The sequence below is a fragment of the Brooklawnia cerclae genome, assembly GCF_011758645.1.
GTDB lineage: Bacteria > Actinomycetota > Actinomycetes > Propionibacteriales > Propionibacteriaceae > Brooklawnia > Brooklawnia cerclae.
Genome location: NZ_JAAMOZ010000001.1, coordinates 239,349 through 263,968 on the forward strand (window position 1 = coordinate 239,349; position 24,620 = coordinate 263,968).

Here is a 24,620-nt window from a genome sequence, read left to right on the forward strand (position 1 = left end):
CCGTCAGAATCCGGCTGCCGTTGGAAGGTCCGGCCCCTCGTCCCTACGCTTGTGGGGTGGCCTGGACCAACTATCGCGCGGCGCTGTTCGACCTCGACGGCGTCCTCACCCCCACCACCGACATACACATGCGGGCGTGGGCGCAGATGTTCAACGACTATCTGCATGCCCGGGGGACGGACGATCCGTACACCGACGACGACTACTTCGCGTACGTCGACGGCAGGCCGCGCTACGAGGGCGTCGCCTGCTTCCTGTCGAGCAGGCACATCAACCTGCCTCTGGGCGACTCGTCGGACGCGCCCACGGCCGAGACGATCGCCGGGCTCGGCAACCGGAAGAACGAGTACTTCAACCAGGTGCTGGCACGCGACGGCATCGCGCCTTACCCGGGATCGTTGCACCTCCTGCACGCGCTCCGCGACCTCGGGCTGCCGATGGCAGTGGTGAGCTCGTCCCGCAACGCGGAGGCGGTGCTGGGCGCGGCCGGCATCCGCGACCTGTTCGTCACCGTGGTCGACGGCAACGTGAGCCGCGACCTGGGGTTGAAGGGCAAGCCCGCGCCCGACACATTCCTGCACGCGGCTCGCATACTGGGCGTCGAACCGGCGCAGGCCGTCGTGCTGGAGGATGCCTTGTCAGGTGTCGCAGCCGGGCACGCGGGAGACTTCGGGCTGGTCGTCGGGGTCGATCGCGGCGCCGGTGCCGATGCCTTGCGCGCGGCGGGGGCGGACCTCGTCGTCGAGGACTGTGAGGAACTGCTGCCGTGATCAGGGAGAGGATCGAGGGGGACCCGCTGGACGACCACCGTTTTCCGGCGGATCCGTGGCGATTGATCGAGCGATACCCACGCCCGGACGACCTGGGCAAGCTGGAGACGCTGTTCTCTGTGGGCAACGGCTACATGGGCTTCCGGGGCAACCCCGAGGAGGGCCGTGACTCCTACTTCACCGGCACCTTCATCAACGGGTTCCACGAGACCTGGGACATCCGCCACGCCGAGAGCGCGTACGGCTTCGCCAAGACCGGGCAGACGATGATCAACGCGCCGTCGTCCACCATGTTGAAGCTGTACGTGGACGACGAGCCGCTGCTGCTGAGCGTCGCCGACCTCCAGGCATACGAGAGGTCGATCGACTTCCGTGAGGGCATCCTGCGGCGCGACCTGGTCTGGCGTACCCCCGCGGGCAAGCGGGTGCGCGTCCGCTCGACGCGCATGGTGAGCTTCACCGAACGGCACCTGGCACTCATGACCTTCGAAGTGACGTTGCTCGACGGCAACGCGCCGGTGGCGATCTCGTCCCAGATCGTCAACAAGGAGGACTACGACGAGTTCGCCGGGCAGCGGACCGACAAGCGCGGCACCGCCGACCCGCGCAAGAACCGGTCGCTCGACCACCGTGTGCTGGTGCCGCAGATGGACTGGCACAGCCCGCGGCGGATGATCCTCGGGTATCGGTCGGCCAACTCCGGCATGACGCTCGCCGTGGGCGCCGACCACGCGATCACGACCGACAACGTCTACGAGCAACTGGACGACACCACCCCCGACATGGGGCGGAAGATCTATCGCATCTCGGCGCAGCAGGGCAAGCCGATCCTCATCACGAAGGCCGTCGCCTATCACACCTCGCGGGGCGTGCCCGTGCGCGAGCTCAGCGACCGCGTCCGCCGCACCCTCGACCGGGTGCGGGAGGCGGGCTTCGCCCACTACCACGCCGAGCAGCAGGACTACCTCGCCGACTTCTGGCGGCGCAGCGACGTCGAGGTCGGAGCCGAGCCGCGCGTCCAGCAGGCCGTGCGCTGGTGCATCTTCCAACTCGCCCAGGCGGCGGCCCGTGCCGACGGCTCCGGTGTGCCCGCGAAGGGGCTCACCGGTGACGGCTACGAGGGTCACTACTTCTGGGACACCGAGGTGTACATGGTGCCCTTCCTGACCCTCACCAGCCCTGAACAGGCCCGCAACGCGCTGCGGTTCCGTTCGACGCACCTGGCGCAGGCCCGCGACCGGGCGCGCGAGGTGTCGGTGAAGGGTGCGCTCTTCCCGTGGCGGACGATCAACGGCGAGGAGGCGTCCGCGTACTACGCCGCGGGCACCGCGCAGTACCACATCGACGCCGACGTCGCCTACGCCGTGGGGCACTACGGGGCCATGACCGGCGACGACGAATTCATGTTCGGTGAGGGGGCCTGGCTGCTCGTCGAGAGCGCCCGGATGTGGGCCGATCTCGGGTTCTGGCGGGTCAACGCCGAGGCCGTGTTCGAGATCCACGGGGTGACCGGCCCGGACGAGTACACCACCGTGGTGAACAACAACACCTACACCAACGTCATGGCCCGCTGGAACCTGCGGCTGGCCGCACGGATGGTCCGGCTCATGCGCGACCGGGATCCGGAGGCCTACAACCGCCTCGTCCACGCCGTGGGGCTGACCGACACCGAGGTGTCGGAGTGGGAGCGCTGCGCCTGCGGCATGAGGATCCCCTTCGACGACCGCCTGGGCATCCACCCGCAGGACGACGCCTTCCTGCTGAAGGAACTGTGGGATCTGGAGAACACCCCGCCCGAGAGCTACCCGCTGCTGTTGCACTATCACCCGCTGGTCATCTACCGGTTCCAGGTGCTGAAGCAGGCCGATGTTGTGCTGGCCCTGTTCCTGCGCAGCGGTGAGTTCACCAGCGAGCAGAAGCGTGCCGATTTCGAGTACTACGACCCGATCACCACCGGGGACTCGAGCCTCAGCGCGGTCATGCAGGCGATCATCGCGGCGGAGGTCGGCCACCAGCAGATGGCACTCGACTACTTCTACAACGGGCTGTACGTCGACATCGGCGACACACACCAGAACACCGCGGACGGCGTCCACGTGGCGTCCGCAGCCGGCACCTGGCGCGCTCTGGTGAGCGGTTTCGGTGGTCTGCGGGACGACGGCGACGTGCTCAGCTTCGACCCGAGGCTGCCGATCAGGTGGCATCACCTGCGGTTCCCGCTGACGTATCGCGGCAGCCGCATCCGGGTCTTCCTGACGCATCGGCACATTCGTTTCCGCCTCGAGTCCGGCGAGCCCGTGATCGTGCGCGTGCGCGGCACCGAGTACACGATCGGTGACGAGACGGTCGAGGTGGAACTCGAGAACCAGGGGGTCTACCTGCCCCCGCTGGCCAGTTCCCACCCGGTGGTCGGGGGGCGCCGTGCCGACGGGACGCTCATCACCGCCGAGGTGCCGGAGGTTCCCGACCAGGACGCTCGCACCGAGCAGATCACGGCCGTCTGACGGCGCGTGCCGGATGCGGGCGGCCGGTGCTCGTCACAGCCGCACGAGATGCCCGTCGAGTGCCACCAGGCCGTCGGCCACGAGCCCGTCGAGCGCGGTGACAGCCTGGTCGCGGTCGTCCCAGGCCGCCAGCAGGTGCGTCACGTCGACGCCATCGGGCGACCGGCGGACGACGTCGAGCAGGACGCCGCGGCATTGCCGGTTCGTCCCGGCCCATGCCTGCGCGCGCGGTCGCGTCCGGCCGGGGGGATGGCCGGCTGCGTGCCAGGCGCACGATTCCGCCACCGGGCACGCGCCACAATCGGGACGGCGGCTCGTGCACACCAGCGCGCCCAGTTCCATGACGGCGGCGGCCCAGAGTGCGGCGCGCGGGCCGGCCTGAGTCGTCCATTCCGTGGCCCGGACGCGCTCGGCGGCTGACGGATGCGGCGGCGGGAACTGCGTCCCCGACTCCAGCCGCGCCAGCACGCGGCGCACGTTCGTGTCCAGCACGGGGTAGGCATCGCCGAACGCGAAGCTGGCCACGGCCGCGGCCGTGTACGCACCGACGCCGGGCAGCCCCAGCAGGGCGTCATGGTCGCGCGGCACCTCACCGCCGTGCTCGCCGACGATCGCCGTGGCCGCGGCGTGCAGCCGGAGGGCGCGCCGCGGGTAGCCCAGGCGTCCCCACGCGGCGACGGCGGCGGACGACGGCTCGGCCGCCAATGCGGCAGGGTTCGGCCATCGGCCCAGCCAGTACGCCCAGACGTCCAGGACGCGGGAGACCGGAGTCTGCTGCAGCATGAACTCGCTCACCAGAACGCCCCACGGCGTGCTGTGCCGCCAGGGTAGGTCGCGGGTGTTGACGGCGAACCAACCGGTCACCGACGCGATGGCGGCTTGGCGGTCGGCGTGCATTCCGGAAGCGTACCCGCGTGGGAGACGCGCGCGAGGATACGTCACCCCATAGCATGTCGCCATGCAGGGTTGGCTCGACCCGATCGGACCTTTGCCGGCTTCCGCCTACTGGACGCGCCGCGTGCTCGTGGGCGTGTTGGTCGTCGCCTTGGCCGTGCTCGTCGGCGTGGGGGTTTCACGTCTCCGGGGCGACCGGGCCGTCGTGGGGACGCCCACGACTTCGAACAGCGTCTCCGCCGATGCCTCGGTTCCTGTCACGGCGGTGGACGAGACCGCCGTCAGCGAATCCGAGCCGGTGCCACCGGCGTCGGAGGAAACCACTCCGCAGGAGCCCGCAGCCGCGGAATCGGAGGCGGAGTCGACGCCTGCCGAGCCCGTGGTCGCGGCCTGCGAACCCGCGGCCCTCACGGTGCGCGTGGACGGCCAGAGCCCCGTGCGGTCGGGCGAGCCCGTCGCCCTCAGCGTGGTGCTCACCACCAGTGAGGAGCACTGCACGGTCGACCTCGCGGCGACCGATGCGCAACTGGTCGTCGCCTCGGGAGCCGACCACATCTGGGCCACGGGTGACTGTCCCGACTGGCATCCCCAGGGCACGCTCGACGTCCTCAAGGACCAGGAGGTGCCCTTCGAGGTGACGTGGCCGGTCCAGCGGGCGTCCGGATGCGAGCTGGCCTCCACGGCACTGGGAGCGGGCACCTATGTGGCGACCGCCAGCGTCGGGTCGGCCAGCGGACGTTTCGTCATGCAGGTGCAGGCGGCCTGAGGCGGACGAGCCGCTCAGCGTCCGATCTGCTCGGACAACCTTGCGAGGCCGTCGCGGATCGCGAGGGCCTGCGCCTTGTCCACACCCGGCACCGAGGCCAGATCATCGCGCGAGGCGCCGAACATCGCCTGCAGCGACCCGAAATGATCGAGCAGCGTCCCTGCCATCGCGGTGCCCATCTGCGCGGTCTGCGACACCAGCCGGTACCCGCGGCTCTCGAGGTGATGATCGAGGTCGCCGGGTAGCCCGATGGCCGTCGCGACGGTCTGGAGGTCGAGCAGGTCGCCGGTGGGCAGATGGCGCAGCACGTCGAGGTTGAAGTCCGAGCGGTCGTCCGGTCGGTAGTCGATCTCCAGCAGTGTGGCGAGCTGGTCGATCCCCGACGTCAGCTCGAACAGTTGCAGTTGCAGCAGCCGTCCGTCGACGCCCAGAGCCTCCACGTAGCCCTGCAGTTCCTCGTCCAGCCGGCGGACCATCGCCAACGGCTGCACGGCCTTGACCAGGTCGCCCACGGTGACGAGCCGGTTGATCTCGAGGCCCGAGAGCTCGCGCGTGACGGCGTCGAGGCGATCGCGGTAACGCGACAGAGCCGCCAGGGCCTGCTCGGCGCGCACGAAGATCTGCTCCGACGACTCGATGGGGTAGCGCAACCCCGACATGAACAGGGCGATCGTCGACATGGATGCCGACACCGTGACCACCGGGATGTTGCTCTGCAGGGCGATGCGATCAGCGGTGCGGTGCCGGGTGCCGGTCTCGATCGTCGGCAACTCACCCGACGGGGTGAAATGGACCCCGGCCGAGATGATCGTCCCGAGGTCGGTGCTGACGACTATCCCGCCGTCCATCTTGGCTAACTCGCGCAGGGCCGTGGCGGTGAAGTCGGTGTCGACGATGAACCCACCGGTCGAGATCTGCTCGACCACCTTGTTCGTCCCGAGGACGACCAGTGCGCCCGTGTGCCCGGCACGGATGCGCTCCAGACCCTCCCGAAGGGGGGTCCCGGGAGCGAGCTGCGCGCGGTAGCGACGGTATCGTTCCTCGTCGTGGCCCAGGACGCGTTGTTTGCTCACGCGTTGAGTCTAGTCATCGGGCATCCGGGTCACTGCGTCCGGCCCTGCTGAGGCCGAGTGCCCCGATGGCCTCGGCGATGGTGGCGACCTCGACCACCTTCAGGCCGTGCATGTCGGGGAGCCGGCTGTGCGGGTCGCGGTTGTTGGCGGGGACGACAGCCAGTTCGAACCCCAGCCGTGCGGCCTCGCCCACCCGCCGTTCCAGCCCGGGGACGCGTCGCAGGTCTCCGGCGAGACCCACCTCGCCGAGCGCGATGACGCGCTTGTGGTAGTTCGCGTCCACCGTCGCCGAGGCGACCGCGATGGCCATGGCCAGGTCGGCAGCCGGGTCTCCGATACGGGCCCCGCCGACGGTCGACACATAGACATCTCGCCGCGACAAGGGAAAATGTGCTTTGCGCTGCAAGACGGCCAGGATCATCGCCACCCTGGAGCCGTCGACGCCGTGGGTCACGCGGCGCGGCGGTGTCTCGTTGGGAACGGCCGCGACCAGAGCCTGCACCTCGGCCAGCATCGGACGGGTGCCCTCCATCGTCACGGTGACGCACGTGCCGGGGATGGGCTCGCTCGCCTGGCTGGTGAACAGGCCCGAGGGATCGGGCACCTCGACGATGCCGGCATCGCCCATCTCGAAGCAGCCGACCTCGTCCGAGGGGCCGAACCGGTTCTTGGTCGCCCGCACCATACGGAACCCCGAATGCCGGTCGCCCTCGAACGCCAGCACGACGTCGACCAGATGTTCCAGCAGACGTGGCCCCGCGATGGAGCCCTCCTTGGTCACGTGGCCCACGATGACCACCGCCATCCCGCGGCGCTTGGCCACCCGGACGAGCGCCGCGGTGACCTCACGCACCTGGCTGACACCGCCGGGGGAGCCGTCGGCGTCGGCGGTGCCGATCGTCTGCACGGAGTCGACGACGAGCAGGCTCGGGTCGACCTGCTCCACGTGCCCCAGCAGAGTGCCCAGATCGGTCTCGGCGGCGAGGTAGAGCTGATCGGCCAGAGCGCGCGTCCGCCCGGCTCGCAGGCGCACCTGGGCGGCGGATTCCTCGCCGGTCACGTACAGGGTCGTCTGGCCGCCTCGTGCCCAGCGGGACGCCACCTCGAGCAGGAGAGTCGACTTGCCCACCCCCGGCTCACCGGCGAGCAGGACGACGGCCCCCGGCACCAGCCCACCGCCGAGCACCCGGTCGAGCTCGCCGATGCCGGTCAGCCGGCGATCGGCCTCGTGAACGTCCACCTGGGCGATCGGCACGGCACGCTCGGTGGGTGCCGAGACGCTGACCGACCGGAGCTTGGGCGCACCCCGTTCCGCGACACTGCCCCATGTCTGGCACTCGCCGCAGCGTCCTACCCAGCGGTTGGTCGTCCACCCGCATTCGGTGCACTGATACGCGTCGATCTTCGTGGCCACGGTCGCAGACTACGGCCTGCCACCGACACAATCCGGTGCCGCCGGGCGCGGAGGCGTCCTCAGATGCGCACCATGCCGATGCCGGGCACGTCGAAGGTGACGGCGTCGACACCGGGGTGACCATTGGGTGTGCTGAACGCGATCGTGATGCCGTCGAACGTCTCGCCGATGGGCGACCCGATCCAGTCCTCCACGCGGTCGCGCGATCCGCCGATCTCGATGGTGTCGATACGCACATCGCCAGCCAGTGCCGACGGCAGGACGTCGGCGGGCGACTCCCACTTGAGGAAGTAGGGCAGCTGCGGGTCGGTGATGAGCCCGGTGATGCCGATCTGCTCCCACTCGAGACGGCGTCCGTCGGGGAACTGACGCGATCCGGGCACGGCCTTGCGGCCCAGGCGCGTCTCGTAGGGGGCCAGGTCGTCGACCGAGATCACCCAGCCCAGCCACCCGCCGCCGTTCTCCTGGCGGGCACGCACGGCCTGGCCATAGACGGCCTTGTCAGCCGCCAGATGATCGAGTACCTCGACCGCCTCGAGGTAGCGTCCCTCGGCGAGCGGCAGGATGTTGTTGCGGGTACCGAATCTGGGGTGGTACCCACCATCTTTGAACTTGCGTCCGAGCGCCGCGCTGAGCCCGTCCACGGCGGAGGGAAGGCCCTTGGGTCCGGCGACGAAGGTCAGGTGGCTGACGTGCATGCAGCCCATTGTGGCAAGCAGTGCCTCTCCGAAGCCAATCGGGAGTGTTGCACCCTTCGCGGGGGCTTCGGGGCGTGTCGTGTGGGTCCGCCGTTCACACGGTGGGCGAACCGGTCGCGTATGCAAGTACGGTGGACGTGTGCAGCCAGATCGTCGCGCCGACAGTCCGGACGGTGACGCCCGGGGCGTCCCGCGCCCGCGTCCCCGCTCGCTGGTCGGCCTGGGAACCTCGACGGTCTACCCGGAGACGACGGCGAGTGCCTTCGAGCTCGCCGCGGAGCTCGGCTACGACGGCGTCGAGTTGATGGTGGGCATCGATCCCCCGAGCACCGACATCGACTACGTACACAAGTTGCAGGACTACCACCAGGTGGCCGTCCTGAGCGTCCACAGCCCCTGCCTGGTGATCACACAGAACGTCTGGAGCCCCGACCCCTGGCAACGGCTGCGCATGTCGTGCCATGCGGCGGTCACCCTCGGGGCAGACCTGGTCGTCGTCCACCCGCCGTTCCGCTGGCAGCGCGAGTACGCGCGCACCTTCGTCGCCGGCGTGCGGGAACTGGCCGCCGAGACCGGTGTGACCATCGCGGTCGAGAACATGTATCCGTGGCGTGGCCCCGGTGCGAGCCTGCAGGCATATCTGCCCGGCTGGGATCCCACCGATCAGGATTTCGACGACCTCACCCTCGATCTGTCCCACGCGGCGACCGCGCGCGTCCGCGCCCTCGACTACGTCGACGCCTGGGGCCCGAGGTTGCGTCACGTGCACCTCACCGATGGGCTGGGGTCGGTCAAGGACGAGCACCTCTTCCCCGGTCAGGGCGCGCAGGACGCCTGGGAGGTCGTCCGGACGCTGGCCGCGCACGGGTTCACCGGGCACGTCATCCATGAGATCAACACTCGACGGCTCACCCGGGACGAACGCGAGCTCCAACTCGGGGAGTGCCTGGCCGAGACCCGGCATCAGCTGGCGGCCGGCCGGCTCGAGGCCGCGAAGGCGGGGCGGAGGAGATGACCAGCCTCCTGGTGCACTGGGCGGCCAGGGACGCCGTCCGCGAGGCGGCCATGTCGGCTCCCGCGGCGCGCGATCTGGTGAACCGGTACGTCGCCGGGCAGACGCTGGACGACCTCGTGCCCGTGCTGCGCCTGCTGGCGAGCAGGGGCCTGCGCTTCAGCGTCGAGTACCTGGGCGTGCCCGTCGAGGTGCCCGCGGACGCCGCCCGGAACCTGCAGGGCTATCTCGACCTGGTCCAGCGTCTGAGGGACGAGGGCATCGCCCCGGGAGCGGAGCTGTCGGTTCGGCTGGGCTGGCTCGGTCAGGAGTTGAGGGACGAGGTGCTGGACGGCGGGCGCACCGGTGGTGAACTGGCGCTCGCCTACGCGCGGCTGGTGTGCCGGGCGAGCAGCAACGCCGGCGCCTTCGTCACGATCGACATGTCCCACCACGAGTTGGTGGACGGGACGCTGGCCATCTGGCGCGAACTGCATCAGGATCTGCCGGGCACCGGGATCACGCTGCAGGCCGCGCTGCGGCGCACCGAGGACGACGCGCGCGAGATCGCGATGCCGGGTGTCCGCGTCCGGTTGTGCAAGGGATCCTTCAGGGCGCCGAGGTCGGTGGCCCATCGTGGGAAGCACGATGTCGACCTGGCCTTCGTCCGCACCCTGAGGATGCTGATGTCGAGCCAGGCCGTGCCCCTGGTGGCCACCCATGATCCCCGGCTGGTGGCCATATCCGAGGAACTGATCAGACGCACCGGCCGCGCCGCCGACAGCTACGAGTTCCAGATGCTGTACGGCATCCGGCCGCTCGAGCAGCGCCGGCTGGTCGACATCGGCCACACCGCCCGGGTCTATGTGCCCTTCGGCCCCGGCTGGTACGACTACTACGTCCGCAACCTCGCGGAACGCCCGGCCAACACGGCGCTTTTCATTCGCTCGATGCTGGGGAAGCGCTGAGGTGCCGGCCACCGCACGTGCCGACCGGCGCCGTCTGTTCGCCGAGACCATGATCGTCCTGGCCCTGTCCCTGGGGCGCTCGGCCGTGTACTCGGTGCTGAGCATCATCGAGCGGCTCACCCGCGAGACACGCCTGAGCGACCAGACGTCGACCATGAACAGTTCGGTGACCCCCGACCGGCCGTGGCTCGACTTCGCCTACCAGTTGGCCGAAAACCTGTTCCCCTTCGCCTACCCGATCCTGTGCCTCTACCTGGTGTGGCGCATCTGCCCGCCGAAGCCCTCGCCCTGGGCCTCGCTCGGCATCGACGGCAGCCGTCGCGGACGGGACGTCGCCTGGGGGGTTGGGCTGGCAGCCGCCATCGGTATCCCGGGGCTGGCGTTCTACCTGTTCGCCCGCTCGATCGGCATCAACACCAACGTCGTCCCGGCCAACCTCACCGAGGTGTGGTGGACGATCCCGATGTACTGCCTCGCGGCGTTCATGAACGGCGTGCTCGAAGAGGTGGTCATGATCGGCTACCTGTTCGCCCGCTGGAAGCAGTGCGGCTGGCGGATCGAGTCGATCATCGTCGTCAGCGCGCTGGTGCGCGGGAGCTACCACCTCTACCAGGGGTTCGGTGGGTTCATCGGCAACCTCGTGATGGGGCTTGCCATGGGGTGGTTCTACAAGAAGACCGGCCGACTGTGGCCGCTGATCATCGCTCACACACTGCTGGACGTGGCCGCTTTCGTCGGCTACTCGTTGCTCGCGGGAGTCGTGGGCTGGTTGTAGGTCCTCGGTGCTGTCGCCCGGGGTGACAGGTCTGCCCGTGTGGGGACCACGACGAATACCACAAGAAAATCTGACTCTGGATTCCCTGTCCGAGCCGGAAACGGCCTTCTTGGTCAACTGGCGTCAGATTCTCCTGCGGATCGCGGTGCTCGGCCGCTTTTCGCAGCAGGGCTGATGGGCAGCCGCGGCCCGTTCGATCGACCGGCGGTAGGCTGGCGCCCATGCGAGTTGGGGTATTCGGGGCCACCGGCCAGGTCGGCGGCGTGATGCGCACGCTGCTTGCCGAGCGGAGCTTCCCCGTGGACGACATCCGTTACTTCGCCTCCGAGCGGTCCGCGGGCCGAAAGCTGCCGTGGGACGGCTCCGACGTTGTCGTCGAGGACATGGCGACAGCCGACTTCAGCGGGCTCGACGTCGCGATCTTCAGCGCCGGCAAGCAGGCGTCCCACGAGTTCGCCCCGAAGGTGGCGGCCGCCGGGGCCACGGTGGTCGACAACTCGTCGTGCTGGCGCATGGATCCGGCAGTGCCGCTGGTCGTCAGCGAGGTCAACCCGGCCGATGTCAAGAACCCGCCCAAAGGCATCATCGCCAACCCGAACTGCACCACCATGGCTGCGATGCCCGCGATGAAGGCGCTGCACGACGCCGCCGGGCTGCAGCGGCTCACGGTCGCCACCTATCAGGCCACCTCCGGCTCCGGGTTGGCGGGTGTGGCCACCCTGCGTGACCAGGTGCTGGCGGCCACGCAGCAGGACTTCGCGCGGCTGGCCTTCGACGGCGGCGCGCTCGCGCCGGCCGATCTGGGGCCGTACGTCGCGCCGATCGCCTTCAACGCCGTGCCGTGGGCGGGCTCGCTCGTGGACGACGGCCTCCTCGAGACCGACGAAGAGCAGAAGCTGCGCAACGAGTCGCGAAAGATCCTGCACCTGCCGGAGTTGCTCGTCGCGGGCACCTGCGTCCGCGTCCCCGTGTTCACGGGGCATTCGCTGGTCGTCCACGCCGAGTTCGGTCGTGAGATCGATGTGAACGAGGCGACGGCCATCCTCGCTGACGCCCCCGGCGTGCAGCTCGCCGAGGTGCCGACGCCGCGGGACGCCGCGGGCATCGATGTGAGTCTCGTCGGCCGTATCCGTCAGGACCGCTCGCTGCCGGACGGCAGAGGGCTCGTGTTGTTCATCGCCTCCGACAACCTGCGCAAGGGCGCCGCTCTCAACGCGATCCAGATCGCCGAACTCGTCGTGAGCGAGGCCTGAGCCGTGGGCAACGAGACAGGTTCTGGGCAGGTGCTCGCCACGCCCGTCGCGATCGTCGGCGGTGGCGTGATGGGCTCGGCCATCGCCTCCGGCCTGGTCGCCCAGGGCTGGGTCGACGTAGCGGTGGTCGAGCGGATGGCGACTCGTCGGGAGCAGCTGGCGTCCGAGCCGGGGTTGCGGGTGACCGGTGAGGTCGCCGACGCGGTCCCGCGCGCCCGCGTGGTGGTGCTGGCCGTGAAGCCGAAGGACGCCGACGGCGCCCTGGACGGCCTGGCCCCCTTGCTGGCCGACGGGGCCCTGCTCATCTCGATATGCGCCGGCGTCACGCTCGCACGCCTGGCGTCCCACCTTCCCGCCGGGATCCCGGCCATCCGGGTCATCCCGAACACGCCCGCCCAGATCGGGCAGGGCATGACCGCGGTCTCGCCGGGGCCGGATGTCTCGGACGATCAGCTCGCCCTCGCGAACCGCCTGCTGGAGGCCGTGGGACGCACCGTCGTGCTGCCGGAGACCCTTCAGGACGCCGCGACCGCGGTCTCGGGATCGGGCCCGGCCTACGTCTTCTACCTGGCCGAGGCGATGATCGAGGCCGGGGTGCAGCTGGGGCTGACTCGCGCCGAGTCCACGGAGATGGTCGTGCAGACGATCCTCGGGTCGGCGCAGTTGCTAGCGCTCGGCGAGCATCCGACGGTGCTCCGGGAACGAGTCACCTCGCCGGGAGGGACCACCGCGGCCGCGATCCGCCAGTTGGACGCCCACGCGACGCGTGCGGCGGTCGCCGATGCGATCCAGGCAGCCCACGACGTCAGTCGCGGATGAGTGCGGCCGAAGCACAGATCGATCGTCCGCGGGGCCGTATCCGCGTGTCATCGTCGGTTTCCCTATCAATCAGTCCGGCGCTAAACTAACCGAGTTGCGGTCATGCCGCACGTTCGTCGTCCCGTATTCATCTGCGGGTTATCAAGAGTTCGAGAGGTTCACAGGTGGGATCGGTCATCAAGAAGCGCCGCAAGCGCATGGCGAAGAAGAAGCACCGCAAGCTTTTGAAGAAGACGCGTATTCAGCGTCGCCGCGCAGGGCGCTGACCCTCCAGGGTTGATCCATTCCTCGCAAATGGATGAGAGCGGGTCGTGCCGTCCCATGTGCTGGTTCGGGGGGCCGTAGTCGTTCGTCGATGGTTGCCTGAAGGAGATGTCGTGAGCCACCACCAACCGGCCGTAGCGCTGGCCGAGTGTGATGAGTCCGCGTTGGACCCGCTGGACGGTGGCCCGAGGCGTCCGGCATCCGGCTACGTCGTCTTCGTCGGAGTCGGTATGGGTGGGCCGCTCCAGCTCACCTTGGCGGCGGTCAAGGTGATCGCCGAGGCCGACGTCCTGGTCTGCAATCCCGGCGTGGACGAGGGGCTCCTGTCCGAGCCCGAGGTCACGGTGCGTCCTCGCACCCTCGTGTTGACCGCCGACGAACGCCCCGACCTCGAGAAGGTGGCCGGCTTCGCCAAGAGCGGGAGCACGGTCGTCTGGCTCGTCACGGGTGACCCGCTGGTCGATGGTGAGGCGGCCCCGCTGGCGGCGGCCCTGCGAGATCTCGGCTGCAGTATCGACATGGTGCCGGGCCTGGCTCGTGCGACGCTGGCGACGACGTTGGCCGGCGTCCAACTGGGACCGGAAAGCCTTCTCTCCTCGGCTCCGGGGGCGGTGCACGCCAATCAGTCGGTCGTCGCGCTCGTCACCACGGACCAGCTCGAGGAGCTTACCGATCGCGCCCTCGGCTCCGGTTGGTCACCCGAGGAACCGACCCTGCTGACCCTCGGCTACGCGTCGAGGGCGCAACGATCCATCGAGACGACCCTCGCGCATCTTCCGGAAGCCGCCGCGGATGCGGACGACTCCAACGCGGCAGTCGTGATCGGGCCCGCCGCACACCGCGACCCGGCGCTCAACTGGTTCGAGTCGAAACCCCTGTTCGGATGGCGCGTCCTCGTCCCCCGGACGAAGGGCCTGTCGGGTGTGCTGGAGCGGCGGCTGGAACAGCACGGCGCCACACCGGTGCAGGTGCCGACCATCTCGGTCGAGCCGCCGCGCAACCCGCAGCCGATGGAACGGGCCATCCAAGGGCTGGTCGACGGCAGGTTCCAGTGGATCATCTTCAACTCCGCCAATGCCGTGCGCGCCGTCACGGAGCGGCTGGCCGCTTTCGGGCTGGACGCGCGGGCCTTCTCGGGTCTGCGCATCGCGTCGGTGGGCAGCCAGACCCGGTACGCGCTCAAGAGCTGGGGCATCATCCCCGATCTGGTGCCCGAGGGCGAACAGCGCAGTGAGGCGCTGGCTGCTGAGTTCCCCGCGTTCGACGAGGTGCTCGACCCCATCAACCGCATCTTCCTCCCGAGGGCCGACATCGCCGTCGAGGCCCTGGCATCGAGTCTCAACGAACTCGGCTGGGAGGTCGAGGACGTGACCGCCTACCGCACCGTGCGCGCCGCGCCCCCTCCGGCCGACGTGCGCGAAGGCATCAAAGGTGGACGATTCGACGCCGTCGTCTTCAGCAGCGCGAGCACGGTGCGGAACATGGTCGGTATCGCGGGCAAGCCGCACCCCGACACGATCATCGCGGCCATCGGCCCGGCCACGGTCGCGGCATGCGAGGAGCACGGCCTGCGAGTGGACGCGGTGAGCGAGCGTCCGGGCATGATCGATCTCGTCGATGCCCTCGCCGACTTCGCGGCCCACCGCCGCGATGATCTCGTCGCTCGTGGTGAGCCCGTTCGACGTCCCTCACAGCGTCGCGCGCGTCGGCACAAGTAGTCCTCCCCGACCGAGGCCGGTATCCGTGGAGGTCTGCTGCCTCGGTCGTGACAGAACTTCCGCAAGCCTGGGGTGATCTTCCTCGTGATCTCAGTGCCGCTGTGGTCAGGACCGACTTCGGCGCGGTTCCGGGAAGGATGGTCACGAGTCGGCATCGGGCCCCGTGTGCTTGGCGGGCTGCCGCGGGCTCTGGGTAAGCTGCCAGAGTGGAGCCCAACGAAACCGCCGCCCCCGCGAGTCCTCCCGTCAGCCAGGTGCATCTCGTCCGGCACGGAGAGGTGCGCAACCCCACCGGAATCCTCTACGGGCGCCTGCCCGGCTACCACCTGTCGGACAACGGGCGTGCCATGGCCACCCGGCTCGGCGAATGGTTCGCGAACATCCCCCTGGCCGAGCTGAGGACCAGCCCTCTCGAACGCGCCCAAGAGACGATGGAGCCGATCGCAGGCCTTCACCCCGAGACGCCCGTGACACTGGACGATCGGCTCATCGAGGCGGACAACCGCCTTGCCGGTCAGGTGTTCGGCAGGCACAGCCGTGCTCTGTTCGACCCGAGGAACCTTCGCTACTACGTGAACCCACTGCGGCCGTCGTGGGGCGAACCGTATGCCGACATCGCGAGCCGGATGGCCGAGGCGGTCACCGAGGTGGGCCGGCGCCTGGCCCCAGGTGAGCAGGCGGTGCTCGTCAGCCACCAACTGCCGATCTGGTCGCTGCGGCTCTACGCCGAAGGCCGCAGGCTCGCCCACGATCCCAGGAAACGCCAGTGCACGCTCGGCAGCGTCACCACGTTCCGGTTCGCCGGTGGCAGGCTGGTTGGTGTCACCTACGCGGAGCCCGCTCGGGACCTGCTCCGTGACAAGCCGCATCGGGCGTTCTCGTCCGGCACATGACGATGGGTCGTTCCAGCGGGACGAGCCCCAGGAGAAGGAGGACACCAGTGGGCACTTCGGCGCGGGAGGGCAACCGGGTCGGGCATGTCGATCTCGCCATCATCGGGTCCGGCTCGGGCCTCAGCCTCATCGACGACGACATCGACGGCTGGCGCATCGCGCTGATCGACAACGGCGTCGGGCCGACGGATGCGTTCGGCGGCACCTGCCTCAATGCCGGCTGTATCCCGACGAAAATGCTCGCGATGCCCGCTCGGTATGCCGTGGCCCCGGCTCAGGCCCGTGCGGTCGACGTGAACCTGAGCTTCCGGGGCGCCGACTTCGCCGCGCTGCAGGCCCGCGTCTTCGGTCGCACGGACGCCATCGCCGCCTCCGGGCTGGCTGGTCTCGTGGCACGCCCCAACGTGAGCGTCCTCCACGGCGCAGCCACCTTCATCGACGCGCACACCCTGCACGTCGCGGGCCAGACCTTCACGGCCGATCGCATCGTCCTGGCAGCCGGGTCGCGTCCCCGTCTGCTGGACGCGCCCGGCTTCGACGAGCCCTATCTGGGGGCCTTCGTCCACACGTCTGAGTCGATCATGCGTGTGCCGCAACTGCCCAAGCGGCTGATCATCATCGGCGGCGGCACCGAGGCGGTGGAGTTCGGGCATATCTTCTCGGGGTTGGGAAGCCAGGTCGCGATCATCGCCCGCCGGGATTCGCTGCTGCGGGCCTTCGATCCCGATGTCGCCGCGGCCGTGACGGCCGCGCTGGGGGAGCGCGTCGTGCTGCGGCTCAACCAGCAGGCGACGGGCCTCGAACCCGACGACGACGGCGGCGTGGTGCTGACGACCCAGGACCCGGACGGCATCGAGTACAGCTATGCGGCCGATGCCGTGCTGGTCTGCGCCGGTCGTATTCCCAACGGTGACCAACTGCATCTCGAGCGGGCCGGTGTGGAGGTGGACGACGAAGGCTTCGTCCGCACCGACGAGCACTTGCGCACCACCGCCGCCCACATCTGGGCCCTCGGTGACATCTGCAACCGGCACATGCTGAAACACCTGGCCAACGCGCAGGCGAGGGTCGTCAAGCGCAACCTGCTCGCCGAGCGGGACGGCGGTGCCCTGGTCGCGAGCGACGAGCGTTTCGTCCCCCAGGGAGTCTTCGGCCTGCCGGAGGTGGCCACCGTCGGGGCGACCGCGGCAGAGCTGGAGCGCGCCGGCACACCGTTCGTCGCCTACACGCACAAGTACGGCTGGACCGCCTACGGCTGGGCGATCGCCGACGAGAACCACTTCGTGAAACTCCTCGGCGACCCCGAGTCGGGCAGGCTGCTCGGCGCTCACATCGTCGGCCCGGAGGCCACCAGCCTGATCCAGCCGCTCATCCAGGGCATGAGTTTCGGGCAGGACGCGTCCACCATCGCCCGCGGCCAGTACTGGATTCATCCCGCCCCCACCGAGGTGGTCGAGAACGCATTGCTCGGCCTCGATCGGGCGATCGCCGAGCACCGTCGCGCCGGAGAGGCCCCCGGCACGGCGATATGACCCGCGGATCGGGCGCGCGGATCGCGGCCGCCACGGCGGCTGCGAGTCTCGTGCTGGCCGGTTGCGCACAGCCCCCGGGCGGGACGCCGTCGACCGGCGTGCCGACGTCCCCCGGATCGGCGGTCACCCCGACCGTGTCGTCCCCGACTCCCAGCCCGACGCCACATGTCGCCTGCCTGACCGAGGCACAGCAGCTCAGCCAGGCCGACCAGGTCGGCCAGCTCTACATGGAGGGGGTCGCGGCGGGTGTGACGGTCGACCAGGCCGCAGAAGACCTCGCGGCCGGCAGTGCGGGCTCGGTGATCCTGGTGGGCGATCGCACCGACGGCCTGGCCGCAACGGCTCAGTTCGTCGAACAGCTTCAGGCAGCCGTCCCCGGTGAGCCCCTGCTCATCGCCGTCGACCAGGAAGGCGGAGCCGTGCAGCGCCTCCGGGGCGAGGGGTTCAGCGACATCCCGGCCGCTGCTGAGCAGGGACAATGGGCGGACGCCGACCTGGGCTCAGCCTGGCGTACGTGGGGCTCCGAACTGGGCGAGGCGGGTGCGAACATCGACCTGGCACCGGTGGCCGACGTCGTGCCGGCCGACCAGGTGCCCTACAACGCGGCCATCGGGCAGCTGCAGCGGGGCTACGGGGACGACCCGGCGGTGGTCGCCGCGAAGGTCACCCAGGTCGTCGAGGGCCTCGGCGACGCCGGGGTGGCGAGCAGTGTCAAACACTTCCCCGGGCTCGGGCAGGTGCCGGAGAACACGGACGACGCGATCGGCCGGGACCAGGTGAGCACCCTGACCGACGACGAGCTGGTTTCCTTCGAGCAGGCGATCGAAGCCGGTGCGAACTCGGTGATGGTGTCGTCCGCGATCTACACACAGGTCGACCCCGACCACCCGGCGGTGTTCTCGCAGACGATCGTGACCGGCATCCTGCGGCAGCGGATGGGCTTCGACGGTGTGGTGATCTCGGACGACCTGGGCGTCGCGGCCGCTGTGGCGGACTACCCGGCCGACCAGCGGGGGACGATGTTCCTGCGTGCGGGTGGCGATCTCGTGGTGGCGGTGGATCCTGACGCGGTTCAGGCGATGATCGCCGGGACGCTGGCCGAGGCTCAGGCCGATCCCTCGTTCGCCGATGAACTCGCCGTGAAGGCCGCTCGCGTCCTCGCCCTGAAGCAGGAGATCGGGCTGCTCTCCTGCGCGTGATCCGGCGGGTCGCGGTTGCAGCGGCCGGGGTTACGTTGCGGTTCAACTCGGTTCAACTCAGCTCAGTTCGGTCTGGTTCGGTTCTCGGTCTGGTTCGGTTCGGTTCAGGTTGGTTCGGTCGGTCGGGGGCGGGCTGGTGCTGGAGGGCTCGTCCCGGAGCCCTTGTGGTCGGCCGAGCAGGCGGGTTTCGTGGGGCGGGGGGCGGGTTCTCACAGATAGGCTCCGGGACGAGCCCTCCAGCACTAGCCCTTGGCGGAGCCTCCAGCACTAGCCCTTGGCGGAGCCTCCAGCACTAGCCCTTGGCGGAGCCTCCAGCACCAGCCCTTGGCGGAGCCCTCCCAGCGGCCGCCCAGTGGCTGCTCGGGCCCAGCTACGGCCCGAACCCGGTCTCGCGCGGGTGCTGTATCTTCCCGCGGGCGGTATACGGCCCGCGGGAAGCACTTGGGTCCGCGTGAGCGCCACGCGAGCCGCGTGAAGGAGGGTGGTAAGCCCAGGGTTCCGGGGGTGCGCCAGCCGGTTCTTGGGGGTGCGCCAGCCGGTCCCTGGGCCCGTCGGGGGTGGAGCCGTCCGGGCAAGCGCGGTGAGCGAGCGCCTCACAGCACCCTGACGGCACGCGCCAATAGCGTCGGGAACGCGTCCGACGACACAACTACGTGGTGCTCGGGTGACCTCGAAGCTGGTGCCGGAGGGACCTCCCCCGGAACCTATCCCTTCGAGACCCCCGTCAAAACCCACTGCCACCAGCGCACTCACCCGGCTGTGCGCGTTCCGGGGGAGGTCCCTCCGGCACCAGCGGCAGCCAGCCCACCCCCCGAGACCGGAGATCAGCCACCGCGCCTTCACCCGCCGTCAGAACTGCGGCAGTAGGTCAGAAACTGCGGCAGCAGCCAACCCACCCCCGAGATCGAAGGATCAGCCGAACTGACCGGTGATGTAGCGCTCGGTGTCCTTCTGGGTGGGGTTGGTGAAGATCTTCTCGGTCTGGTCGAACTCCACGAGGTGCCCCGGCTTGCCCGTCCCCTCGATGTTGAAGAAGCCGGTCTTGTCCGACACCCGCGATGCCTGCTGCATGTTGTGGGTGACGATGACGACCGTGTAGTTCTCCTTGAGCTCCTGGATCAGGTCCTCGATCGCCAGCGTCGAGATCGGGTCGAGGGCCGAGCAGGGCTCGTCCATCAACAACACCTCGGGCTGGATGGCGATCGCGCGGGCGATGCACAGGCGCTGCTGCTGGCCGCCGGACAGCCCGTTGCCCGGGGCGTCGAGGCGATCCTTGACTTCCTTCCAGAGGTTGGCGCCCTGCAGCGAGCGCTCCACCACTTCGTCCTGCTGGGCCTTCGCCATGCGCCGGGCGTTCAGCTTGATGCCGGCGAGCACGTTGTCGCGGATGCTCATCGTCGGGAACGGGTTGGGCTGCTGGAACACCATGCCCACCTGCTGGCGGACGCGCACCGGATCGACGTTGTTCGCGTAGATGTTCTGTTCGTCGAGCAGCACCTCACCGGAGACGTGCCCGCCCGGGGTGAGTTCGAGCATGCGGTCGAGTGTGCGCAGCACCGTCGACTTGCCGCAGCCCGACGGGCCGATGAACGCGGTCACCGCACGCGGCTCGATCACCATGTCGACACCCTCGACGGCGAGGAAGTCGCCGTAGTAGACGTTGAGGTTCTTCAACTCCATACGCTTGGCCATTGTTGTTGCTCTGCTTTCTGGTCGAGGGTGCTCAGCGGTTGATCTTGGGTGCGAAGCGCTTGGCGATGATGCGTCCGACGATGTTCAGGATCATGACGATCAGCACCAGGATGAGGGCACCGGTCCAGGCGCGGTCGAAGTAGGCGGATTGCGGTCTACCGGGGCGCGTGTATTCGTAGTACACGAACACGGGAAGCGAGGTCATGGGATTGACGGCGTTGCCGCCGGTCGGCAGCGGGTTGTAGTTCATCGAGTCGGTGAATCCCATGGTGACCAGCAGCGGGGCGGTCTCGCCGATGATGCGGGCGATCGCCAGGATAACACCCGAGACGATGCCCGAGATCGACGTCGGGAGCACGACCCGGACGATGGTCCGCCACCTCTTGACGCCCAATGCGTAGGACGCTTCGCGAAGGCTGTTGGGCACCAACCGGATGATCTCCTCCGAGTTGCGCACGACGTAGGGGATCATCAGCACCGACAGGGCGACCGCACCGGCCAGACCCGACTTCGAAGGCCCCAGGAGCGTGGAGAACAGGGCATAGGCGAACAGGCCCGCGACGATCGAGGGAATACCCGTCATGACGTCGACGAGGAACGTGATGGCCCGCTTGAGGAAGCCGTTGTTGCCGTACTCGACGAGGTAGATGGCCGTGAACAGGCCGATCGGCACGGAGAACAGGGTCGCCAGGCCCGTGACGATGAGCGTTCCCGCGATGGCGTGCGATGCGCCACCGCCCTCGCCGACGACGTTGCGCTTGCTCTGGGTGAAGTAGTCGAGGTCGAACCGGTTCCAGCCCTGCCCGATCACCTCGACGAGCAGGGAGACCAGCGGGATGAGCGCGAGGATGAACGCGCCGAAGATCACATACCTGGCCAGCCGGTTGGATGCCCGGCGCTGCCCCTCCACGGCGAAGGCGAGCGCGTAGACGCTCACCAGGAAGATCAGGACGCCGAGGATGAGCGAGGTGACGATGCCGAACGCCCCGAACAGGGCCAGCAGTGCGGCGGCGACGCAGACGGAGACGACGAGCAGCGCCAGGTCGGTGTACTTGGGCAGCTGCCCGCCCGTCAGGCTCGTGTCGCGGATCCGGGCCTCAGGCTGGGCGCCGGTCGTTGTGGTGTCGATACTCATCGGTCGGCGTCCTCCTTGCCGGCGCGCCGGGCAACCGGGCGGGTTCTCCTGCCTCCGGTGATCATGCGGCCCAGCAGGTTGACCACGAAGGTGATGACGAACAGGACGAGGCCGGTCGCGATCAACGTCGGGACGGTGGCGGTGTCAGCCTCGGGAAATGTGAGCGCGATGTTCGCCGCGATCGTGTTGGGGTTGTTGGAGCTGACCAGATTGACGCTCATGAACCGGCCGGGCGACAGCACCATGGCCACCGCCATGGTCTCACCGAGAGCGCGCCCGAGCCCGAGCATGGCCGCCGAGACGACCCCGGAGCGGCCGAACGGGAAGACCACCTGCCGGATCATCTCCCAGCGTGTGGCGCCGAGGGCCAGGGACGCCTCCTCCTGCAGGCCGGGGGTGCGCAGGAAGACCTCCCGCGACAGCGAGGTGACGATCGGCAGGACCATGATGGCGAGCACGAGCGCGGCGGTCAGCATCGTGCGTCCCGTGCCGGACGCCGGCCCTGCGAAGAACGGGATGAAGCTCAGGTGATCGGCGAGCCAGGTGTAGAGCGGCTGGATCTGTGGCGCGAGCACGTTGATGCCCCACAGGCCGAAGACGACCGAGGGCACAGCGGCCAGCAGGTCGATGACGAAGGCCACCGGGGTCGCCAGGAACTTGGGGGCGTAGTGGGAGACGTACAAGGCGATGCCCACGGCCACCGGGACGGCGAACAGCAGGGCGAGGAACGAGGCCCAGACCGTGCCGAACAGGTAGGGCAGGACGTAGCTCCAGACATTGGTGGTCTGGTTGGGGTAGTGGGCGTCGCCCAGGAACGCGGGCACCGATTGCCCGATCAGGAAGATCGCGACCGCCGCGAGAATGGCCATGATGAGCATCCCGGAACCGACCGAGAGACCCTTGAATACCGAGTCGCCCGCGTGACCGGACGATGTGAGGGGCAGGTCGGGGGTCGAGTCGCCCACGGCGACCTCCCCGCGTGTTGCGGACATGTGGTGTCTCCAGTAAGAGTCGGCTGACAAGGCTGTGCACACGCACCCGCCCCCCAAACTAGGCGTTTGGAGGGCGGGCGGTCAACGTATGACTTCGATCACGTCGTGAACCGGTCGGATCACTTGATGGACGCGGCGGCCTCCTGGACGCCAGTGGCGAGGTCACCGCTCAGCGGCGCGTTGCCGGCCTGGGGCTGCGCGGCCTCCTGACCCTCGTCCGAGGCGATGTAGGTGAGGTAGGCGTTCACGAGCTCACCCTTGGCCGAATCGGCGTACTCCTGGCAGGCGATCGCGTAGGAGACCAGGACGAACGGGTAACCGGCCGCGGTGCGGTCGAGATCCAGCGCCCAGTCGTTGTCCTCGCGGCCCTCGACGCGGCTGGATGCCTCGACGATCTGCGCGGCATCGTCGGCGGTCGGGCCGACGTACTCGCCGGTGCCGTCCGGGCTGTAGGTCGCCACGGTCATGCCGTCCTCGACGCCGGACTCGTCCGCGTAGCCGATCGTGCCCGCACCGTTCTGGACGGCGGCGATGACACCGCTGGTGCCCTGCGCGCCCTCGCCACCCAGCGTGGCCGGCCAGTCGCCGGACGAGGCGTCGGTCCACACCTCGGGGGCGATGCTGGCCAGGGTGGCGGTGAAGTTCTCGGTGGTGCCCGAGTTGTCGGAGCGGTGCACGGGAGTGATCGCCAGGTCGGGCAGGCTCGCGCCGGAGTTCAGCTCGGCGATCGCGGCGTCGTTCCAGTTGGTGATCTCGCCCTTGAAGATCTTGGCGACCACCTCGGCGTCGAGCTTGAGGTCGTCCACGCCCTCGACGTTGTAGACGATGGCGATCGGGGAGATGTAGATCGGCAGGTTGATCGGCGTGGTGCCGGTGGCGCACAGGGCGAAGGTGCCCGACATCTCGTCGTCCTTCAGCGCCCGGTCGGAGCCGGCGAAGTCGGCGGCGCCGTCGGTGAAGGCGGTGCGGCCGGCGCCCGAGCCGTCCGGCGAGTAGTTGACGGTCACGGCCGAGTGGGCTTCCTGGAACGCGGCGCGCCACACTTCCTGGGCGGCCTTCGCCGAGCTGGCGCCGGTGCCCTGCAGGGTGCCGCTCAGGGTGTCCGCCGAGCTGGCCGAGTCGCTCGAAGTCGAGCCGGAGTCGCTCTCGTTGGTGGCACAGGCCGACAGTGTCAGCGCAACCGCAGCGGCAATGGCCGCGCCCGCACGCAAGGTCTTCACAGTCTTGTTCCCTCCAGGGACGATGGTTTCGAACACGGGCCCGCGAAAGGCCCTCGGCTTCGAAGTTACGAGCCGGTTATGACGTGAACCGAGCCCTAGGGTGAACGGTTGGTGAACGCCCGATGTACATCAGGGGGGTGATCGTCGTCCAATCTGGCCAAAGGTCACAGTTTGGGAGCAATATGGGCTGTTGCCCTGGCTTGTCCTCGTTCGGACATGCTAAATACGATCACTTCCGCGGGCTTGGGTGTCTTGTGCAGCGCGACACCGAGGAAATCCAGCATCGCGGGCAGCACAGGCCGATGCCCGCACAGCGCCAGGGGCTCGCCGCTGGCCTGCGCGATCGCCCGCACCTGGCTCATCGCCCAGGTGACGCCATCGGGGTCGGCCGCCGCGGACTCCTCGCTGAGCTCGGTGAAGGTCTGCACGTCCAGGCCCGCGCGCTGGGCATACGGCGTCAGCGTCCGGACGCACCGCGTCGCCGACGAACTCACCAGGTGCCGGACGCCGAAGGCGGCGAACACGTCGGCCAGCGCTTTGGCCTGGCGTCGTCCCCGCTCGGTCAGCCGCCGATCGCAGTCGGGCCCCTTCCACTGCCGGCGGGCCATCGCCTTCGAATGCCGGACGATGATGAACGGGACGCCGGGTGGGACGCGCAGCGCCTCGGTGAGGACACGGACGTCGTCGGGATACGACAGCCGGGCGATGGCCTGGGCCACCGACCACCATTCGATCAGGTCGGCCTCGCCGTCGTGGTCGGCGACCGGGTCGTCCGTGGCCGCGGCGAGCCACCATTCGACGGTCTTGCGGCGGCCCGCGACCTCGTAACGGGAGTCCGGAAGCCGTGCCAGCAGCCGGGCCCGGTACCCGGTCTCCTCCAGGGTCTCCCGGACGGCGGCGACGGGGCCGTACTCGTCCGGGTTCAGCTTTCCCTTCGGCAGGCTCCAGTCGTCGTAGGCGGGACGATGCACGACCAGCACCTCGCAGTCACTGCCCTCGCCCCTCAGCACGACCGTGCCCGCTGCCAGGATCTCCCCCCGTTTGGCCATG

General features: G+C 69.1%; 22 protein-coding genes. 13 read left to right on the forward strand and 9 right to left on the reverse strand.

The genetic code is table 11. The features are described 5' to 3' along the window. The first annotated feature begins 56 nt into the window (after positions 1-56). Together FB473_RS01145 and FB473_RS01150 are read left to right on the forward strand one after the other, a co-directional pair. Positions 57-770, forward strand: coding sequence for a beta-phosphoglucomutase family hydrolase (locus FB473_RS01145; protein WP_167164061.1), 714 nt, complete (start codon positions 57-59; stop codon positions 768-770). Further along, entirely contained in the window at positions 767-3,274 is a 2,508-nt protein-coding gene (locus FB473_RS01150) for a glycoside hydrolase family 65 protein (protein WP_167164064.1), read from the forward strand. The genes FB473_RS01145 and FB473_RS01150 overlap by 4 nt, the downstream gene beginning before the upstream one ends. 33 nt (positions 3,275-3,307) lie before the next feature. Here the strand turns inward: FB473_RS01150 and FB473_RS01155 are convergent, their stop codons facing one another. Then, positions 3,308-4,171 (reverse strand): A/G-specific adenine glycosylase, encoded by an 864-nt coding sequence (locus FB473_RS01155; protein ID WP_167164066.1) that lies wholly within the window; start codon positions 4,169-4,171, stop codon positions 3,308-3,310. A gap of 61 nt (positions 4,172-4,232) precedes the next feature. Here FB473_RS01155 and FB473_RS01160 point away from each other — a divergent pair, with 61 nt between their 5' ends. Further along, entirely contained in the window at positions 4,233-4,934 is a 702-nt protein-coding gene (locus tag FB473_RS01160) for a hypothetical protein (protein ID WP_167164068.1), read from the forward strand. 14 nt (positions 4,935-4,948) lie between these two features. Here the strand turns inward: FB473_RS01160 and disA are convergent, their stop codons facing one another. From disA to FB473_RS01175, 3 genes are read right to left on the reverse strand one after another with little or no spacing between them, the layout of a single operon-like run. Next, entirely contained in the window at positions 4,949-6,007 is a 1,059-nt protein-coding gene (gene disA, locus FB473_RS01165; RefSeq protein ID WP_341769993.1) for a DNA integrity scanning diadenylate cyclase DisA, read from the reverse strand. A 13-nt stretch (positions 6,008-6,020) separates the two neighbouring features. Then, on the reverse strand, positions 6,021-7,421 hold the full coding sequence (gene radA / locus FB473_RS01170) for a DNA repair protein RadA (protein WP_167164070.1): 1,401 nt from the start codon (positions 7,419-7,421) through the stop codon (positions 6,021-6,023). 59 nt (positions 7,422-7,480) lie between these two features. Then, positions 7,481-8,119, reverse strand: coding sequence for a VOC family protein (locus tag FB473_RS01175; RefSeq protein ID WP_167164072.1), 639 nt, complete (start codon positions 8,117-8,119; stop codon positions 7,481-7,483). A gap of 139 nt (positions 8,120-8,258) precedes the next feature. Between FB473_RS01175 and FB473_RS01180 the strand changes: the two genes are divergently transcribed. From FB473_RS01180 to FB473_RS01225, 10 genes are all read left to right on the forward strand, one after another. Continuing rightward, a complete protein-coding gene (locus tag FB473_RS01180; RefSeq protein ID WP_341769994.1) occupies positions 8,259-9,134 on the forward strand; it encodes a sugar phosphate isomerase/epimerase family protein in 876 nt (291 codons plus the stop codon). Continuing rightward, positions 9,131-10,078 carry a proline dehydrogenase family protein gene (locus FB473_RS01185; protein WP_167164076.1) on the forward strand — a complete coding sequence of 316 codons (948 nt, stop codon included), beginning with the start codon at positions 9,131-9,133 and terminating at the stop codon, positions 10,076-10,078. The genes FB473_RS01180 and FB473_RS01185 overlap by 4 nt, the downstream gene beginning before the upstream one ends. Before the next feature lie 49 nt (positions 10,079-10,127). Further along, a complete protein-coding gene (locus FB473_RS01190) occupies positions 10,128-10,853 on the forward strand; it encodes a CPBP family intramembrane glutamic endopeptidase (protein ID WP_243863626.1) in 726 nt (241 codons plus the stop codon). Between the two features lie 221 nt (positions 10,854-11,074). Continuing rightward, on the forward strand, positions 11,075-12,106 hold the full coding sequence (locus FB473_RS01195) for an aspartate-semialdehyde dehydrogenase (RefSeq protein ID WP_376837326.1): 1,032 nt from the start codon (positions 11,075-11,077) through the stop codon (positions 12,104-12,106). A gap of 3 nt (positions 12,107-12,109) precedes the next feature. Further along, positions 12,110-12,925: a pyrroline-5-carboxylate reductase gene (gene proC, locus FB473_RS01200; RefSeq protein ID WP_341769995.1), complete on the forward strand. Its 816-nt coding sequence runs from the start codon at positions 12,110-12,112 to the stop codon at positions 12,923-12,925. Between the two features lie 164 nt (positions 12,926-13,089). Then, a complete protein-coding gene (locus tag FB473_RS01205) occupies positions 13,090-13,191 on the forward strand; it encodes a 30S ribosomal protein bS22 (protein WP_084669282.1) in 102 nt (33 codons plus the stop codon). A gap of 111 nt (positions 13,192-13,302) precedes the next feature. Then, positions 13,303-14,907 carry a uroporphyrinogen-III synthase gene (locus FB473_RS01210; RefSeq protein ID WP_341769996.1) on the forward strand — a complete coding sequence of 535 codons (1,605 nt, stop codon included), beginning with the start codon at positions 13,303-13,305 and terminating at the stop codon, positions 14,905-14,907. 206 nt (positions 14,908-15,113) lie between these two features. Then, positions 15,114-15,800 (forward strand): histidine phosphatase family protein, encoded by a 687-nt coding sequence (locus tag FB473_RS01215; protein ID WP_167164080.1) that lies wholly within the window; start codon positions 15,114-15,116, stop codon positions 15,798-15,800. Between the two features lie 47 nt (positions 15,801-15,847). After that, the gene (locus FB473_RS01220; protein ID WP_341769997.1) at positions 15,848-17,332 is read left to right on the forward strand and encodes a mycothione reductase; all 1,485 of its coding nucleotides are present in this window, start codon (positions 15,848-15,850) and stop codon (positions 17,330-17,332) included. Continuing rightward, a complete protein-coding gene (locus tag FB473_RS01225; RefSeq protein WP_167164082.1) occupies positions 17,329-18,531 on the forward strand; it encodes a glycoside hydrolase family 3 protein in 1,203 nt (400 codons plus the stop codon). Before FB473_RS01220 ends, FB473_RS01225 begins: the two co-directional genes overlap by 4 nt. Positions 18,532-19,443: 912 nt before the next feature. On the opposite strand, the gene pstB is transcribed toward FB473_RS01225, so the two are convergent. The 5 genes from pstB to FB473_RS01250 all read right to left on the reverse strand — a co-directional run bounded on the left by pstB (position 19,444) and on the right by FB473_RS01250 (position 24,619). Continuing rightward, positions 19,444-20,223 carry a phosphate ABC transporter ATP-binding protein PstB gene (pstB, locus tag FB473_RS01230; protein WP_167164084.1) on the reverse strand — a complete coding sequence of 260 codons (780 nt, stop codon included), beginning with the start codon at positions 20,221-20,223 and terminating at the stop codon, positions 19,444-19,446. 31 nt (positions 20,224-20,254) lie between these two features. Further along, positions 20,255-21,358 (reverse strand): phosphate ABC transporter permease PstA, encoded by a 1,104-nt coding sequence (gene pstA / locus FB473_RS01235; protein ID WP_167164086.1) that lies wholly within the window; start codon positions 21,356-21,358, stop codon positions 20,255-20,257. After that, positions 21,355-22,350 (reverse strand): phosphate ABC transporter permease subunit PstC, encoded by a 996-nt coding sequence (gene pstC, locus FB473_RS01240; protein WP_167164088.1) that lies wholly within the window; start codon positions 22,348-22,350, stop codon positions 21,355-21,357. The genes pstA and pstC overlap by 4 nt, the downstream gene beginning before the upstream one ends. A gap of 119 nt (positions 22,351-22,469) precedes the next feature. Beyond that, entirely contained in the window at positions 22,470-23,570 is a 1,101-nt protein-coding gene (pstS, locus tag FB473_RS01245; RefSeq protein ID WP_167164089.1) for a phosphate ABC transporter substrate-binding protein PstS, read from the reverse strand. Positions 23,571-23,734: 164 nt separating this feature from the next. Further along, entirely contained in the window at positions 23,735-24,619 is an 885-nt protein-coding gene (locus tag FB473_RS01250) for an NUDIX hydrolase (protein ID WP_167164091.1), read from the reverse strand. Position 24,620 lies beyond the last annotated feature (1 nt).